We start from the raw sequence: 15,403 nt of genomic DNA on the forward strand, positions 1-15,403 counted from the left end.
GTTTGAACGTCTGGATCAATGGACGCGAATGAGGGTGCGAGCCTTTATGCGCAAAAAGAGATCTACGGTGTCAAACCGGCTGATACCAAACAAAGTACTGGAATCAGCCGGAATGGTATTTCTAACAAGCTTACTCACCACACGTTCCTAATTCAGGAGTGAAATAAGCAATCCGGCGACGGATGAAGGAAACTCACTCCTGAAGATGGGGAACTGACGAAGGAAAGCCGTGTGCGGGAAATCCGCATGCACGGTTTGACGGGGAGTCCGAGGGAGTAATCCCTCGTCTTACCCTACTGTGAAAAAAGGTCTTTCCTGCTTGGTATTGCCTTGCCGGTGCCATCATTACCTTCATGTCGGGCTGGAATAACTATCTCTGGCCGCTGATTGTACGGCAGCCCCCGGAGACGAAGACTATGCCACTTCTGATCTCTACCCTGGGCTCCGGTTATGCTCCGGACTTTGGCATGATCATGATTGCAATTGTGATCGGTGAAATAAATAGCTGTGTAGGCTGTAAAGTCGGCTATATGTATTTTTTACATCCCGTATCCCTGCTCTGATGTGATAAACTGGAAACAAATGTGATCTATTTAACAATTGTTTGCCGTTCTCATATCTTTTTATTGGAGGGATTTCATGCAGACGTTTTTCCGCTATAACTGGATGGTTCGGGAGGAGTGGTACAAGTGGTGTGAAGACCTGACGGAGGAGGAACTGCTCAAGCCGCGGGTTGGCGGGGTTGGCGGAATTCTGAAGACATTGTTTCATATTGCCGATGTGGAGTGGAGCTGGACCATGGGAATGGTAGGCAAGCCTGATTTCCAGGAGGATTTTGCCGAGTTCAGCAGTCTGGAGAAGGTGAGAGAGCTTGATGCACGCTTCCGGCTGGAGGTGGAGCCTTTTGTATTGAGCTGGAATGAAGGGATGGAGCGGAATGTCTTTACGGAACAGCAGCCAGACGGATCGATGGCAGCCAATGCCTGGGGGGAGATCATGCGCCATATGATTGCCCACGAAATTCATCATATCGGTCAGCTCTCCGTGTGGGCCAGAGAGGTCGGTAAGAAACCGCCTTCCGCCAATGTAATCGGCAAAGGGCTTGTGGACAATCTCCCGGGCAAGGTATAGAGGCCTTACTCAAGCGGGAAGTTGTCCCGGAAGCTGACCCCAACAGTCACACGAACGAACAGCTCCGGCGGAACCTCCGCCGGGGCTGTTTTACATGCCGCGAGGAAACCAGAGATGGCGAAGGTCTACCCAGCCCTGGCTGTTGAAGGTCACACCGCGTACGGAAGGGAGATATGCAGTCTGCACCGGCTTTTCGTACAGAATGTACAGCTGATGATCCCTTGTCAGCTTGTCCTCAATCCGTGTGAAGCTGCCAGTTCTTGATGCGGGATCGGGCTCCCTTGAGATGAGGTTCAGTGTGCCTTCAATATCCGCCCTTGTCCCGGGATCCACATGCTGAGACAGCGTCGTATACAGATCGAATAGCCGAAGCTGCTCGTCCTGATCCCGGAGCAGGGAGAAGACAATGAGATCGGCCTGCAGGCGCACGGGACCTTTGAATTCCTCCGGCGAGACCGCCAAAACGTTGCAGGCATACCCGTGCCGTAACAGCCGGGAAGCAATATGCTCGGCATCCCCGAGATATTGCGGAATAGTGGCAATTTGCAAAACCCCTGGCTGCGTGACTTGGAAATCGGGGACAGGTGCTGGTGTTGTTTCATTCAGGCAAGACAGAATATCTGCACGGAGCAGGGGATCGCTTAAGGGTCCGTTTTTCTTTGTGTTGCAGGTGACAAACTTGCGCACACAGGATTCGGAATGAATCTGGCTCCACGAAGAGGAGTCCCCTGCCGAAGGATTGTGAATAATATGAAAGGCGGAAACCGTATCCGGCTGTATCTGCCCGTTGCCGATCGGGACATGAAGAATTTCCACACGGTCTATATGTGCCCGGCCTTGATAGTAATAAGGGAATACCTCCAGCACGCAGAGATCCTCATTCAGCTCTACCAGCTTGAAGGGTCCGGTACCGACCGGTCTGCGGCCAAAGGCGCTCCCTGTTGCAGTCACCAACTCACGCGGAACCACCGCCGCCCGGCTGGTGCAGAGGAACGGGAGAAACAGCTCATTTGGATTCCGCAGCACAATGCGCACCGTGGTGGTATTCAATGCTTCGACCCCGGTGATCTCCTTGAAAATAGAACTGTAAAGCGTCCGCTGTGGGGTCTGCATCAGCCGCTGCAGCGAATAGACCACATCTTCGGCGGACAGTACTTTTCCGTGATGGAACAGGACCTCTTTCCGCAGATGAAACGTCCATTCAGTGCGGTTGTCATTCACATCCCAGGCGTGGGCCAGGCCCGGAACAATGCCCCGTTCCCCGCTTCTTCCAACTAATCCGTCAAATACATGGCTGGAGACGAAGGACTCGGCCAGCAGATTCATATACAGCGGGTCCAGGGTGTGAAGCTTCTGGGTGACCGGAAGCCGCAGTGTATCAATGACCTTATTGCTGCGGATTTCCGAATGATGTCCGAAATAGGTTAGCAGCCAGCCCTGCAGCGTATCCTGAAGCGAGGAGGACCTTGCATGTCCGCGTATACCCTCAATCGCACTTCCAATGTCTTTGCTGCTGATGGCCTGCTTCATAGACTGCAGGGCAATGTCCTCTGCTTCCACAAGAAACACCAGCTTTGAACGTTTTCCCCGGCCGCGGCTGGGGGTCCAGGTGATCCAATCCTGCCCCGCCATTTTATGAACAATATGGAGCGCATTGCGGTGAGTGCAGTTAAAGGTTGCGGCCAGCTCATCCAGAGTAATAGAGATTTCAGCGGGTCCTCCATGGTGCGAGTGGAGCATCAGAAATTGGCTGTGCAGCTTCATGAGTCGGGTCTCCTTTTTAAAATAGGAAATAAACCGTATATTCTTTCTCTTTTTCTTCTTATTTTATCAGCTAAAATCAGGATATGAAAGTAAGAAGATGGAGGTATTTACCATGAATGATCCATCCGCAATGAAACAGGAACGGGCTCTCCAGGCTCTGGGGGCGGCTTTTCTGCTGGCGGTCCTGAACCAGTATCTGTTTTACGGTACAGTGCCAGGGGTATCCTATCCGATCTTTGTGTGTTTGTTTTACGGGTTTGTGTTCTATTTTGCCAAAGACAAGCTGCGCAAGCCTTCTGTGGTCAGCTATATCTGGCTCGGAGCAATTGTGCTTCTTTCCTTGACCTATGCGTTATTTGCAAATTGGGTTTTCTTCGGACTGAATCTGCTGGTTATTCCGGCGCTGATTTTATTACATATGACCTATATGCTGAGCTATAAGCAGCCCTCCTGGAGCAGGATCGGGATTATAGGGGCGGCTGCTGAGCATTTTTTTGCCCAAAGTCTGCGGCACTGGGGAACAGCTCCACAGATCATCCGCAGAATCTTCGGCGGGGAGAAAATTAAAGACGAACGGAAGCAAGTGCTGATCAAGGTGTTAATCGGACTGGGAATCTCTTTACCGCTGCTGCTGATTGTAACCTCACTGCTCTCCTCGGCAGACGGGGTATTCCATGAAATGCTGGCGAAATTCCCGCAGATGCTGGCCCGGATTTCTTTTGGCGAAGGGATTGCGCGTCTGCTGTGGGTGATCCTGCTGGGACTGGGCATGTTCGGCCTCCTCTGGGGCTTTGTCGATCACAAGGTGTATATATGGAATCCTAAGCCGGAGCTGAATATGGAAATCTTGCCTGTCCCGGATTCTGCCTTGGAGCTGCTTCCTGAGCCTTTGGCGCTGAAAGTGGACCCGGTGATCCTTACTACCATTCTCACCGTCATCAATACGGTGTATGTGCTGTTCGTCAGCGTACAATTTTCCTACCTCTTCGGTGCCTGGGATGGCATCTTGCCGCAGGGCAGCACGTATGCCGATTATGCGCGGAGCGGTTTTTTGGAGCTGATTCTAGTGACTTCGATCAACTTCGTTCTGCTGCTGCTGTCCCTGCATTCGGATCGCCCGGAGAGAAGCCTGCTGCGTACAACTGTTCATATTCTGCTCTATATCCTCGTACTCTGTTCTGTAATCATGCTGTATTCTGCCTATTCCCGGCTGATGCTGTATGAAGAGGCTTATGGCTACACGTATATCCGGTTTCTGGTGCATGCGTTTATGATCTTCCTCGGACTGTTACTGGTGTTAGCAGCGGTGCGGATCAGCCGGGTGCAGTTCCCGCTCGCGCAGTGCTGTCTCGCCTTAGGTTTGCTATCCTATGTACTGGTGAACTATATCGGCATGGATCATATTATCGCCAAGCAGAATATCCAGCGCTATCAGAAGAGCGGCGTCCTTGACACCAGCTATCTATCCCGGCTGTCACCGGACGTCCTGCCGCTGCTGATCAGCTTCAATAAGCAGGAGAATGGCAAGCTGGATGCGGTCCTCCGCGAAAAGTGGGAAGGTCAGCAGACAACCAAGCGGAAATGGCCAGCCTTCAATGTGGCGAAGTTCCGTGCCGAGCGGGCCCTGGAGCATTACTTTGACAAGTAGAATGATCCGCCAAGATGCAAAGATACCTTCATTATGTTGTGAGCCGGGTGTTGGCTGATTCTCCGCTGCTGTGTTACATTTAGTTCATTCGTGACAGAGGTGGGGAGGAAGCGGCTGATGCAGTGGATTGCAGACCGTGATCAGGTCAGTGCTCTGGCCGGGCAAAATGGTCTGAAAGATATATTCAGCAGCGGGGCGATTTCCGGAATGGAGCTGCGGCGGTACAGTGACGGGGAGGCTATTTGTTCAGTGGGTGACCACCTGGAGCATCTGTATATTCTGGTGCAGGGCAGGCTCAAGATTCATACACTGCTGCCCAACGGAAAATCGCTGCTGGTGCGTTTTGCGAGACCGATGTCGCTGATCGGGGATGTGGAGCTGCTGCGGCAATATCCGGTCAAGAATGAAGTGGTGTCGGTGGACGAAAGCCTGCTGCTGGTTGCCGGACGCGAGCTGGTTCTTAAGGAGTTTGAGCAAAATACCGTACTTCTGCGTTATCTGGTAGGAGAGCTTAGCCACAAAATGTATACGCTTGGCCAGACTACGGCGCTGAATTTGCTATATCCGCTGGAAAACCGCTTTGCCAGCTATCTGCTGTCCCTGTTTGCAGACAGCGGCGGCCAGCGCGTGGAAGAGATCCGTACAGCTACACTTGCTGAAACCGCGGATTTACTCGGAACCAGCTACCGGCATCTGAACCGGATCGTGCGCCGTTTTGTAGAGGAAGGTATCATTGAGCGCAGAAAAGGAAGCCTCAGTGTGCTGGATCAGAACAAGCTGGCTCTGCTGGCGAACGGCAATCTGTATGAATAATCCAAACCGTCAATTCCTGCGCTAGGGCAGGAGGGGCGGTTTTTTGTTGTAAAGGAAACTAAGACAACTCTTAGCCTTACTTCAGTTTCATTTAAGCTTGGAGAAGTAGGATGGACGTATCAGGAAATACTTAACTTCAGCAAAAGGAAGGAGAGCAGAGAGACCGTCATAACGATTAAGCTCTACATAACGGATCACCATTGCAGCCAACCCAAAAGTACATACAGATACGGAGGAATACTTATGTTCACCAAGATACGCGCCAAAATATTATTCGGCTTTGCCGCAGTCATTATTGTGTTTCTTGTCGCTATTGCCGGCAATACCTTCTTTCAAAGCAAGGTCAGCATGCTGACGGATCAGATTAACCGCAATTACAGCAAGCTGTCACTGGTACAGGGGCTGACGGACAAGATCCGCACAGCCGACGGGCTGGCAGCAAGGTATGTGATGAGCAACACGGATGAGGAACGGAAGACATACCTTAGCAGCTATGAAGCTCAGATTCCTGAAATTACAGCGGCGGTTAAGGAACTCCAGGCCACCGGGCTTAGCGAAGCAGAGCAATCCGGAATTACCAATTTGCAGAATGAATGGACTAATTATCTGACGGTGCTGGATAGTGCCTTCGCACAAGCGAAGGAGGGGAATTTCCCTGTAGCCCAAAAAGCGTTCACAACGCTCTCCCTGGATAAAGTTATTGATTCCCAGCTGGTGCTTCAGAATGTGCTGACCGAAGAAATCCAGAAGAAACAGAGTGAAGCCGACAATCACCGCGGCTTCGCGATGGATGTCAGCCTGAGCGTGACAGGATTGTCCGTGCTGCTGGCCGCAGTAATTGCACTGCTCTTGTCGGCGCGGATCCTCAAGCCGCTCCGCAGTGTCAACGTGCAGCTGCAGGAAATTGCTGAAGGCGATGCTGACTTGACCCGTAAGCTCTCGGTGCGGAGTAAGGATGAAATTGGGGAGCTGGCGATGAACTTCAACAAGATGACGGATAATCTGGCAGTAATGATTGGGCAGGTGTCAGAATCGGCAAGCGGATTAGCAGCTTCCTCCATAAAACTTACCTCCGACAGTGGAATGACTGCCGAGACTACAGAGAAGATCGCAGGTATTATGGGTGAGGTAGCCTCCGGCAATGAACGCCAGATGAATGATCTGCAGACCAATATGACCACGATTGTAGAGATGTCCATTGGCATTCAGCAGATCGCCTCCAGTGTGCAGGATATTTCTGAAGCTTCGATCCGTTCAAGCGAATACGCTGTTGCCGGTGATAAATCCCTGCAGGCGGCAGTTCAGCAAATGGCTTCAATTAATCATTCCATCCAGACGTTGTCCGGGCAGGTGCTGAGCTTTGTGGGCCGTTCGCGTGAGATCGCCAGCATTGTCGATGTTATCAAAGGCATTGCCTCGCAGACCAATATGCTGGCACTGAACGCAACGATTGAAGCGGCACGGGCCGGAGAGCAGGGGCGCGGTTTCGCTGTGGTCGCGGATCAGGTCCGCAAGCTGGCTGAGCAGTCCGGTGAATCAGCCAATCTCATTGCCGTGATGGCAGCCGGCATTCAATCCGATGCCGACGATGCGGTGAAGATCATGAAGAACAGCATGAGCGAGGTGCAGGGAGGGACGGCGGTTATTGAAGAAGCCGGCAGATCCTTTGGCGAAATCCGCATTTCTATCGATTCCCTGGCGGGCCAGGTGCAGGAAGTTTCCGGAGCGGTGGAAGAAATTACAGCAGCTACTGAAGAAATTGTGGAGTCTATCCGCACTGTAGTGCAAATTTCTGAGACTACTGCGGCTAGTACCCAGCAGGTGTCTGCCGCTTCGCAGGAACAGATGGCATCGGTAGAGCAAATCGCGTCCTCCGCAAGTGTCCTGAACTCAATGGCTCAAGGGCTGCAAGGATTGGTCGCCCGGTTCAATGTATAACATCTATGTATCACAGTAGGACACCTTTTTCAGCAAAGCTTTATCTCCTGTTCATATAGATTTAAGCTTCAGAGGTTATAGTCATCCTATGACCCCCCTTATAATAGACCTTGGCCCTGTCGGAGACGGCGGGGCTCTTTTTTTGTCTGGAAAGTACCGAATGAACCATTCCCATATAGCCATTGTCAGTACATTTGCAGAACTCCGTGAGCTGCTGGGGCTGTAATAATATCATCAGAATACCCACGAATCGTACTATTGCACATATTATTCATAGAATAAGCCCTCGATCAAAATCTAGCGATATCTTATATTATTACCATAATTAGTTAGTTATTAGGGGGAGTCTCCAGGCTCGGTCAATATGTCTTGTGCTTGCGGTTTGTGGTCTGCAGGGTTCCCAGGGAGCAGGAGAACAGATAACTGGCTAATTAACAGATTATCTACAACAGGGGAGGGACGTGAAATCCAGGAAGAAGGCCAAGCCTAAAAGGAATTTTTGTAAGCGCATACTTTTTTGACGGGTCCTATAATTATGGGAGGTGGTTGTCCATGTTAACAGGAAATAAAGCATCTGCCAGAAAAACATTTCTCGTGTACTGCCTGGTCGCAGTTCTGTTCGTAGGCCAGCTGGCGCTGTTTCCGGCTGTCAGCTCGGCGGCGGGGAATCTGGCAGCAGGCAAGACGGTTACGGCAAGTTCAGTCGGAGATGTGTACATTGCATCAAACGCAAATGACGGCAATCAGGGAACGTATTGGGAGAGCGCCAGTAATGCTTTTCCCGAATGGATCAAAGTGGATCTTGGCGCAAACAGCAGTGTGAATCAGGTGGTACTAAAGCTCCCGGCCTCCTGGGAGGCAAGAACGCAAACGCTTTCGGTTCAGGGCAGCACCGATGACTCCATTTACAGCGATCTTGCGGCCTCAGCCAGCTACACATTCAATCCTTCCAGCAGCTCGAACACGGTAACCATTCATTTCACGACTGCCACAGCCCGCTATCTTAAAGTGAATTTCACCGCGAATACAGGCTGGCCGGCGGCACAAGTATCAGAATTCGAGGTGTACGGCGCGTCGGCTTCCCCTAACGGGACTTATGAAGCGGAAGCAGCAGTATTATCCGGCGGAGCCAAAACCAATACCGACCACAGCGGCTATACCGGATCAGCTTTTGTTGATGGATATCTTACACAGGGAGCATCCACAGCCTTTACGGTTACAGCCGCTTCTGCAGGCAGCTACGACGCCGCCCTGAGATACGCCAATGCCTCGGGCAGCACCAAGTCGCTCAGTGTGTACGTTAACGGCACAAAGGTCAAGCAGACTTCGCTCAATAATCTGGCGAATTGGGATACCTGGTCAACCAAAGTGGAAACACTCAGCTTAGCTGCCGGAACCAATACGATTGCTTACAAATATGATCCTACGGATTCCGGCAACGTAAATCTGGACCAACTGATCCTTACGCCGGGAATCACACCCACCACAACGCCAACAGCGACTCCTACAGCAACGCCAGTGGTGACTCCTACAGCAACGCCAACAGCGACTCCTACGGCAACGCCAGCGGTGACACCAACACCAACGCCAACGCCATCTGCTTCGCCAACAGCCACACCAAGCACAGGCCCGGGGTCCAATCTGGCTGTTGGTAAAAGCATTAATGCGTCTTCCTCCATTTATACGTTCGTGCCAACAAATGCCAATGACGGCGATGTGGCAACTTACTGGGAAGGTGCGGGCGGAAGCTATCCCAATACTCTGAGCGTCAATCTTGGTGCTAATGCCAGTGTGACCTCGGTTATCGTAAAGCTGAATCCCGCTTCCACCTGGTCTACACGTACCCAAACGATTGAGGTGCTCGGGCATAATCAGGCAGCCTCCACCTTCACGAGTCTGGTTCAAGCAGCTATGTATACATTTAATCCGGCTAATGGTAATTCCGTGACCATTCCGGTTACTGCCACGGTGAGTGAGCTTCAGCTGAAAATCACTACCAATTCCGGTTCAAGTGCCGGACAGGTGGCTGAACTACAGATTATCGGTACTCCGGCAGCCAATCCGGATCTGACTGTAACATCAATGTCATGGTCGCCGTCTGCTCCGGTTGAGACAGACTCCATTACATTAACTGCCGCTGTCAAAAACGCCGGAAGCGCTGCTTCCGCCGCGACAAATGTCAGCTTCTACCTGGGCACAACCCTGGTAGGAACCGCGCCGGTCGGTTCTCTGGCCGCCGGCGCTTCAAGCAATGTGTCATTGAACATTGGTGCTAAGGATGCAGGAACGTATGCGCTGAGCGCCAAGGTTGATGAGAGCAATGCGGTCATCGAGCTCAATGAGGGGAATAACAGCTACACGAATCCTTCTTCCCTTACAGTGAATCCGGTATCCAGCTCGGATCTGATCGCTGCTCCGGTAAGCTGGACGCCGGGCAATCCGGCCGGAGGCAATACCGTAACCTTCCAGATCGCTATCAAAAACCAGGGAACAGCCGCTTCCTCCAGTGGGGCGCATAACCTTACGCTAACCGTGACGGATACTGCAACGAATACCGTCGTCAAAACACTGACCGGCTCTTACAGCGGGGCCATTGCCAGCGGAGCTACGACAACACCGGTTACACTTGGCACCTGGACGGCTGCAAACGGTAAATACACAGTGAAGAGTGAAATTGCCGCAGATGCCAATGAGCTTGCAGTAAAAAGAGCGAACAATATCCAGACTCAACCGCTGTACATCGGCCGCGGGGCTAACATGCCTTACGACATGTATGAGGCAGAGGACGGAGTGACTGGTGGTGGAGCTGTCAAGCTTGCACCGAACCGTAATATCGGCGATCTGGCAGGTGAAGCCTCGGGCAGAAGAGCTGTTACGTTGAACTCGACAGGCAGCTATGTGGAATTCACCACCAAAGCCAGCACGAACACGCTCGTCACCCGTTTTTCCATTCCCGATTCGGCCAGTGGCGATGGAACCAATGCTACGCTGAACGTGTATGTCAACGGGGCGTTCACGAAGGCCATCAGTCTGACCTCTAAATACGCCTGGCTGTATGGTTCGGAGACCAGCCCCGGCAATTCGCCAAGCGCCGGCTCGCCGCGCCACATCTATGACGAAGCCAATATGATGTTCGACAGCACGATTCCGGCCGGAAGCACGATCCGCCTGCAAAAGGATGCTGCGAACACCTCACAGTATGCGATTGACTTCATCAGTCTGGAGCAGGTATCGCCGGTTGCCAACCCGGACCCGGCCAGATACACTGTTCCGGCCGGGTTCACGCACCAGGATGTGCAGAATGCGCTCGACAAAGTCCGGATGGACACTACCGGCAGCCTTATAGGGGTATATCTCCCTGCCGGAACATATCAGACAGCGAGCAAATTTCAGGTGTATGGCAAGGCTGTGAAGGTGATTGGCGCAGGACCCTGGTATACCCGTTTCATGGCACCGGCTAACCAGGATAACACAGATGTCGGCTTCCGGGCGGAAGCTTCTGCGAACGGGTCCACTTTTGCCAACTTTGCCTATTTCGGCAACTATACCTCACGGATCGACGGTCCCGGCAAAGTGTTCGACTTCTCCAATGTATCGAACATTACGATCGACAACATCTGGACCGAACATCAGGTATGTATGTATTGGGGCGCGAACACCGACTACATGGTGATCCGAAACTCGCGCATCCGCAACACCTTTGCCGACGGCATCAATATGACTAACGGCAGTACGAACAATCTTGTCTCCAACAATGAAGCCCGGGCTACGGGCGACGACAGCTTTGCGCTATTCTCGGCGATTGATTCCGGCGGTTCTGATATGAGGGATAATGTGTATGAGAATCTGACCTCAATCCTGACCTGGCGTGCAGCCGGGGTGGCGGTCTATGGCGGCTATGCCAACACCTTCCGCAACATTTACATTGCCGACACACTCTGCTATTCCGGGATTACGATCAGCTCGCTAGACTTCGGATATCCGATGAACGGGTTTGGGGCTTCACCGACAACGGATTTCCAGAATATTTCGATTGTCCGGGCAGGCGGACATTTCTGGGGCTCCCAGACCTTCCCGGCCATTTGGGTCTTCTCAGCCTCAAAGATCTTCCAGGGTATAAGGGTAAGCGATGTCGATATTATTGATCCGACCTACCATGGCATCATGTTCCAAACCAACTATGTCGGTTCTTCGCCGCAATTCCCGGTAGCCGATACGATCTTCACGAACATTACCATTTCCGGCGCGCAAAAGAGCGGAGACGCTTTTGACGCCAAGTCGGGTGTAGGCATCTGGGCCAACGAATCGGCTGAGCCCGGCCAAGGCCCGGCTGTGGGCTCGGTAGTCTTCAATAATCTAAAGATCACGAACACCGTGACGCCAATTAAAAATACGACGTCTACCTTTACGATCACCGTTAATCCGTAGTCCGGTTTATAGAGGTGCTTTAGTTCCAGACACAACCGTCTCTTCTTTTATGAAAGAGGCGGTTGTTGCCTGCCAACTAAAAACATCCTATCTCCAGACCCCCAGCTTGAAAGTAAGAGATTGCTATGCTACAATTCGAATGAATATATTTATATTCATTCAAGATCTTGGGGGTTTACATCCATGGAAGACAAAAAAACGGAGATTTTTAATCGCGGAAAAGAGCTGTTCAGCTCCAAAGGCTTCAAGGATACCAATGTGTCCGATATTACGAAGCTGGCCGGGGTGGCAGTAGGCACCTTTTACAATTATTACGCCTCGAAAGAGAAGCTGTTCATAGAGATCTATCTGAAAGAAAATGAGAAGCTGAAGCAGAGCATCATGGAGACGGTGAACCCGGACGATGAGCCTGTGAAATTGCTGAAGGAAGTTATGGCTCTGAATTACAGCGGCATGATTTCGAATCCGATTTTGAAGGAATGGTACAACCGGGAGCTTTTCAGCAAGCTGGAGAAGGAATTTTATGAAAAAGGCGGCATCGAGAGCATTGATGAATTCACGAACAGTGGTACGCTCGAGCTGATTAGGAAGTGGAAGGCAGAAGGCAAAATAAGAGCTGATCTGGACGATGATCTGATACACGCGCTGCTCAGTGCCATTCCTTATATCGATATCCACAAAGAGGAGATTGGCATACAGCATTTTCCGCATATCCTGGATTACTTTGTCGAGTTTGTGATGAAAGGTCTGACAGAGGTACCGGAATAAATGAAATGAACACGGGTGAGAAGATGAACCATGCGGGTGAATGCAGCTTAAGCTTCATGCGCATTATTTTTTTCTATAAATGAATGAATAATTTTAAGTTCATTCATATTATATAATATAGGTTTGAAGAGAGAGGTGCACTTATGAAAACATTGATTATCTACAAGTCGGTCCACAGAAAGAATACGGAAAAGCTGGCCAAGGTGATGGCAGAGGTTATGAACGCAGATGTGGCGAAGGTGGAGGATGTCCGGCCGGAGGTGCTGGAAGGTTATGATCTGATCGGTTTTGGTTCAGGGATTTATGCATCCAAACTTCATAACAAGCTATTCAAATTCATCCGGAAAATGCCTGCCACAGACAAGAAAGTATTTATTTTTTGCACATCCGGGTCCGGAGAATTTAAAAAGAAACAGCTGATCACAGAAAAGCTTGAGTTGAAGGGCTGCACCATTGTAGCAGAGTTCAACTGCTCCGGTGAGTTCAGTCCCCTCGGATTCAATCTGGATAAAAAAGGACATCCCGATGAGAACGATTTGAAACGTGCGCGGCAGTTTGCACAGGGTCTTGTGGACTTGCAGCAATGAAGCGGTGACTTCTAGCGGATGGGTGCAGTCTGACTTCGCAGTGCATACGGGCGGGAAGCCTGATGCAGGCTATAATATATCTATCCGTACCTCACAAGCGGGAGTATACAAATATTCCGTTCCTCTGAAGCCTTGCTCCAGGCAATCGACAAGAGCCGCCTTAGAGCGCTACAATGGGGTGATAAATAGCACAAGTAATGAGGAGGCTTATCCATGTCATCCCGAGTAGTCAACAATATTACGGAACTGATCGGCGATACGCCGGTGGTCCGCTTGAACCGTCTGACCGGGCCTCAGGATGCCGAGCTGTACGTGAAGCTGGAAATGTTCAACCCGAGCGGCAGCGTGAAAGACCGCGCAGCTTATAATCTGATTCTCCAGGCCGAGCTTGCCGGAAGCTTGAAACCGGGCGGTACGATTATCGAGCCGACGAGCGGAAATACCGGCATCGGACTAGCCATGAATGCCGCGGCCAAAGGCTACAAAGCCATACTGGTAATGCCGGATAATATGACGAAGGAACGGATCAATATTCTAAAAGCATATGGAGCGGAAGTTGTTCTGACTCCTGCAGCGGAACGGATGCCGGGAGCCATTGCCAAGGCACTGGAGCTGGGTAAGGAAATCGCGGATAGCTTCATTCCGCAGCAGTTCGAGAACAAAGCGAATCCCGATATTCACCGGACCACAACGGCCCCGGAGATTATGGCCCAAATGGATGGACGGCTCGATGTGTTCGTAGCCACCTCAGGGACGGGAGGCACGATTACGGGCACCGGAGAGGTGCTGCGCCAGCAGCTGCCGGATATCCGCATTGTTGTAGTGGAGCCGCAGGGCTCGCCGGTGCTCTCCGGCGGAACGCCCGGACCGCATAAGCTGGTGGGAACCAGCCCGGGGTTCGTACCTGCGATTCTGAATACCGGGGTATATGATGAAATTGTCCAGGTCTCCGATGAGGATGCACTGGAAATGGTTAGAAGCCTGGCCAGCACAGAGGGAATCCTGATTGGGCCTTCCGGTGGAGCGGCGGTATGGACGGCGCTGCAGGAAGCACGGCGGCTGGGGACCGGCAAACGGGTGTTGTGCATCGCTCCCGACACAGGTGAACGTTACCTGAGCATGGGTATATTTTAAATGATAATGACTGGTCTGGGAGGTACTTCAATGCTGAAGCGGCTTGGGATTGCTGTAATGGTCTTTCTGCTGATCACCGGATGCTCTTTGCAGGAAGCGGACTCTACGGACGGGCGTAACCCGGGGACGTCACCAGCAGCCTCGGCAAAACAGAGCGATCCGCCAGTGCAGCCGTCACCAACGGCAACACTAGATCCCGCGAGTCTGAACGCAGGATTCGGGTTTGCAGACCTTACAGGCAAGCGCATCCTGGCGGCATCGGAAGATGACAGCAAGCTGGCGGAAATGAAATCGCTAAATATGGCTGTTGGTCAAGGCGGTCAGTTACTCACCGTGAGATTTGAGAAGTGGCAGCGTGGCACCGCAAACAGCAACGGCAGAGATCTGGCGAATAATTTTGCCAATCTGTCCGGATATGTTTTTACTGTTGAGGAAGGCAGTGCCTCATCAGATGAAACCTACTACTTGGCAGATTCTGCAGTATTTGCTCCCGGGTCGCTGCTTAAGGTAGAGCCGGCAGCAGACAAGCCGCAGCAGCTGGAAGCCGATCATCCGGTGCGGAAGGAAATCTTGGCGCGTAAGCAGCGGAAGATTCAATCGATCTGGAAATTGGCAGACCTGTCGGCTTCGTCAGACCCGTCCGGAGAGCTGCATTTGTATCTGGTTCAGTTCGCTAGACAGGATAAGAATATGCTCTTTAGTCTGGTTCTGCAAAAGAATGCAGAGCTCAGCTTCGCGGACTATCCTGCTGTCATTCAGGAAGATGATTATTCAGTCTGGCGCGTCGATGACGGAGGCGAAATCCTCCCGGAGATGTTCTCACTGCTTTTTGCGGCAAGGACAGCAACCGGTGTGGCACTGGGTATCAACTGGTGGGGAGCGGAAGGTGTGAATTCGTTTTTCCTTCTTCAGCAGGGCACAGACCTGAAGGAAATGGATGTGCGGTATAGCCGGTACACTTCGCCTTTGTAGACCGCTCAATAGCAGTGAACGGCGGATTGAATGGATAATATACGGAATGAACGGATGTGGCGCGAGCCGCATCTGTTTTTATGGAATTTTAAATACTTATTTTTGTAACATTTACAGCCTAGTCATAGCCCTAAAGAGTCATGCCCGGGTTAGCGGGAGAATGCTAATGTAATCCTTAAGAAAGGGGAGGGGACAGCAACGTATACAAGAATTAAGCTGC

10 protein-coding genes and 1 pseudogene are annotated in these 15,403 nt (G+C 51.6%); 10 read left to right on the forward strand and 1 reads right to left on the reverse strand.

The features are described 5' to 3' along the window. Positions 1-332: 332 nt before the first annotated feature. Both A3844_RS33510 and A3844_RS18970 read left to right on the forward strand, forming a co-directional pair. Positions 333-563 (forward strand): annotated as a pseudogene (locus tag A3844_RS33510) (hypothetical protein); the annotation flags it as partial. A gap of 76 nt (positions 564-639) precedes the next feature. Further along, complete coding sequence (locus A3844_RS18970; RefSeq protein WP_074088471.1) at positions 640-1,131, forward strand: DinB family protein; 492 nt, start codon at positions 640-642, stop codon at positions 1,129-1,131. 90 nt (positions 1,132-1,221) lie between these two features. Here the strand turns inward: A3844_RS18970 and A3844_RS18975 are convergent, their stop codons facing one another. After that, complete coding sequence (locus A3844_RS18975) at positions 1,222-2,895, reverse strand: ABC transporter substrate-binding protein (protein WP_074108204.1); 1,674 nt, start codon at positions 2,893-2,895, stop codon at positions 1,222-1,224. Positions 2,896-3,007: 112 nt separating this feature from the next. On the opposite strand from A3844_RS18975, the gene A3844_RS18980 reads away from it, so the two are divergent. From A3844_RS18980 to A3844_RS19015, 8 genes are all read left to right on the forward strand, one after another. Further along, on the forward strand, positions 3,008-4,543 hold the full coding sequence (locus A3844_RS18980; protein WP_074108205.1) for a DUF4153 domain-containing protein: 1,536 nt from the start codon (positions 3,008-3,010) through the stop codon (positions 4,541-4,543). A gap of 117 nt (positions 4,544-4,660) precedes the next feature. Then, positions 4,661-5,356, forward strand: coding sequence for a Crp/Fnr family transcriptional regulator (locus tag A3844_RS18985; RefSeq protein ID WP_074088474.1), 696 nt, complete (start codon positions 4,661-4,663; stop codon positions 5,354-5,356). A gap of 243 nt (positions 5,357-5,599) precedes the next feature. After that, positions 5,600-7,294 (forward strand): methyl-accepting chemotaxis protein, encoded by a 1,695-nt coding sequence (locus tag A3844_RS18990; protein ID WP_074108206.1) that lies wholly within the window; start codon positions 5,600-5,602, stop codon positions 7,292-7,294. A gap of 552 nt (positions 7,295-7,846) precedes the next feature. Further along, on the forward strand, positions 7,847-11,722 hold the full coding sequence (locus A3844_RS18995) for a galactose-binding domain-containing protein (RefSeq protein ID WP_074108207.1): 3,876 nt from the start codon (positions 7,847-7,849) through the stop codon (positions 11,720-11,722). A 183-nt stretch (positions 11,723-11,905) separates the two neighbouring features. Further along, positions 11,906-12,490 (forward strand): TetR/AcrR family transcriptional regulator, encoded by a 585-nt coding sequence (locus A3844_RS19000; protein ID WP_074108208.1) that lies wholly within the window; start codon positions 11,906-11,908, stop codon positions 12,488-12,490. A gap of 143 nt (positions 12,491-12,633) precedes the next feature. Next, positions 12,634-13,077 carry a flavodoxin domain-containing protein gene (locus A3844_RS19005; RefSeq protein WP_074108209.1) on the forward strand — a complete coding sequence of 148 codons (444 nt, stop codon included), beginning with the start codon at positions 12,634-12,636 and terminating at the stop codon, positions 13,075-13,077. Positions 13,078-13,290: 213 nt separating this feature from the next. Next, complete coding sequence (gene cysK / locus A3844_RS19010) at positions 13,291-14,211, forward strand: cysteine synthase A (protein WP_074100526.1); 921 nt, start codon at positions 13,291-13,293, stop codon at positions 14,209-14,211. Positions 14,212-14,241: 30 nt separating this feature from the next. Beyond that, positions 14,242-15,183 (forward strand): hypothetical protein, encoded by a 942-nt coding sequence (locus A3844_RS19015; protein WP_074108210.1) that lies wholly within the window; start codon positions 14,242-14,244, stop codon positions 15,181-15,183. Positions 15,184-15,403 lie beyond the last annotated feature (220 nt).

This window comes from Paenibacillus helianthi (assembly GCF_001909055.1).
Classification (GTDB): domain Bacteria; phylum Bacillota; class Bacilli; order Paenibacillales; family Paenibacillaceae; genus Paenibacillus_AQ; species Paenibacillus_AQ helianthi.

Coding starts and splice junctions, on each gene's coding strand:
- A3844_RS18970 (WP_074088471.1), top strand. CDS start 640: ATGCAGACGTTTTTCCGCTATAACTGGATGGTTCGGGAGGAGTGGTAC.
- A3844_RS18975 (WP_074108204.1), bottom strand. CDS start 2,895: ATGAAGCTGCACAGCCAATTTCTGATGCTCCACTCGCACCATGGAGGA.
- A3844_RS18980 (WP_074108205.1), top strand. CDS start 3,008: ATGAATGATCCATCCGCAATGAAACAGGAACGGGCTCTCCAGGCTCTG.
- A3844_RS18985 (WP_074088474.1), top strand. CDS start 4,661: ATGCAGTGGATTGCAGACCGTGATCAGGTCAGTGCTCTGGCCGGGCAA.
- A3844_RS18990 (WP_074108206.1), top strand. CDS start 5,600: ATGTTCACCAAGATACGCGCCAAAATATTATTCGGCTTTGCCGCAGTC.
- A3844_RS18995 (WP_074108207.1), top strand. CDS start 7,847: ATGTTAACAGGAAATAAAGCATCTGCCAGAAAAACATTTCTCGTGTAC.
- A3844_RS19000 (WP_074108208.1), top strand. CDS start 11,906: ATGGAAGACAAAAAAACGGAGATTTTTAATCGCGGAAAAGAGCTGTTC.
- A3844_RS19005 (WP_074108209.1), top strand. CDS start 12,634: ATGAAAACATTGATTATCTACAAGTCGGTCCACAGAAAGAATACGGAA.
- cysK (WP_074100526.1), top strand. CDS start 13,291: ATGTCATCCCGAGTAGTCAACAATATTACGGAACTGATCGGCGATACG.
- A3844_RS19015 (WP_074108210.1), top strand. CDS start 14,242: ATGCTGAAGCGGCTTGGGATTGCTGTAATGGTCTTTCTGCTGATCACC.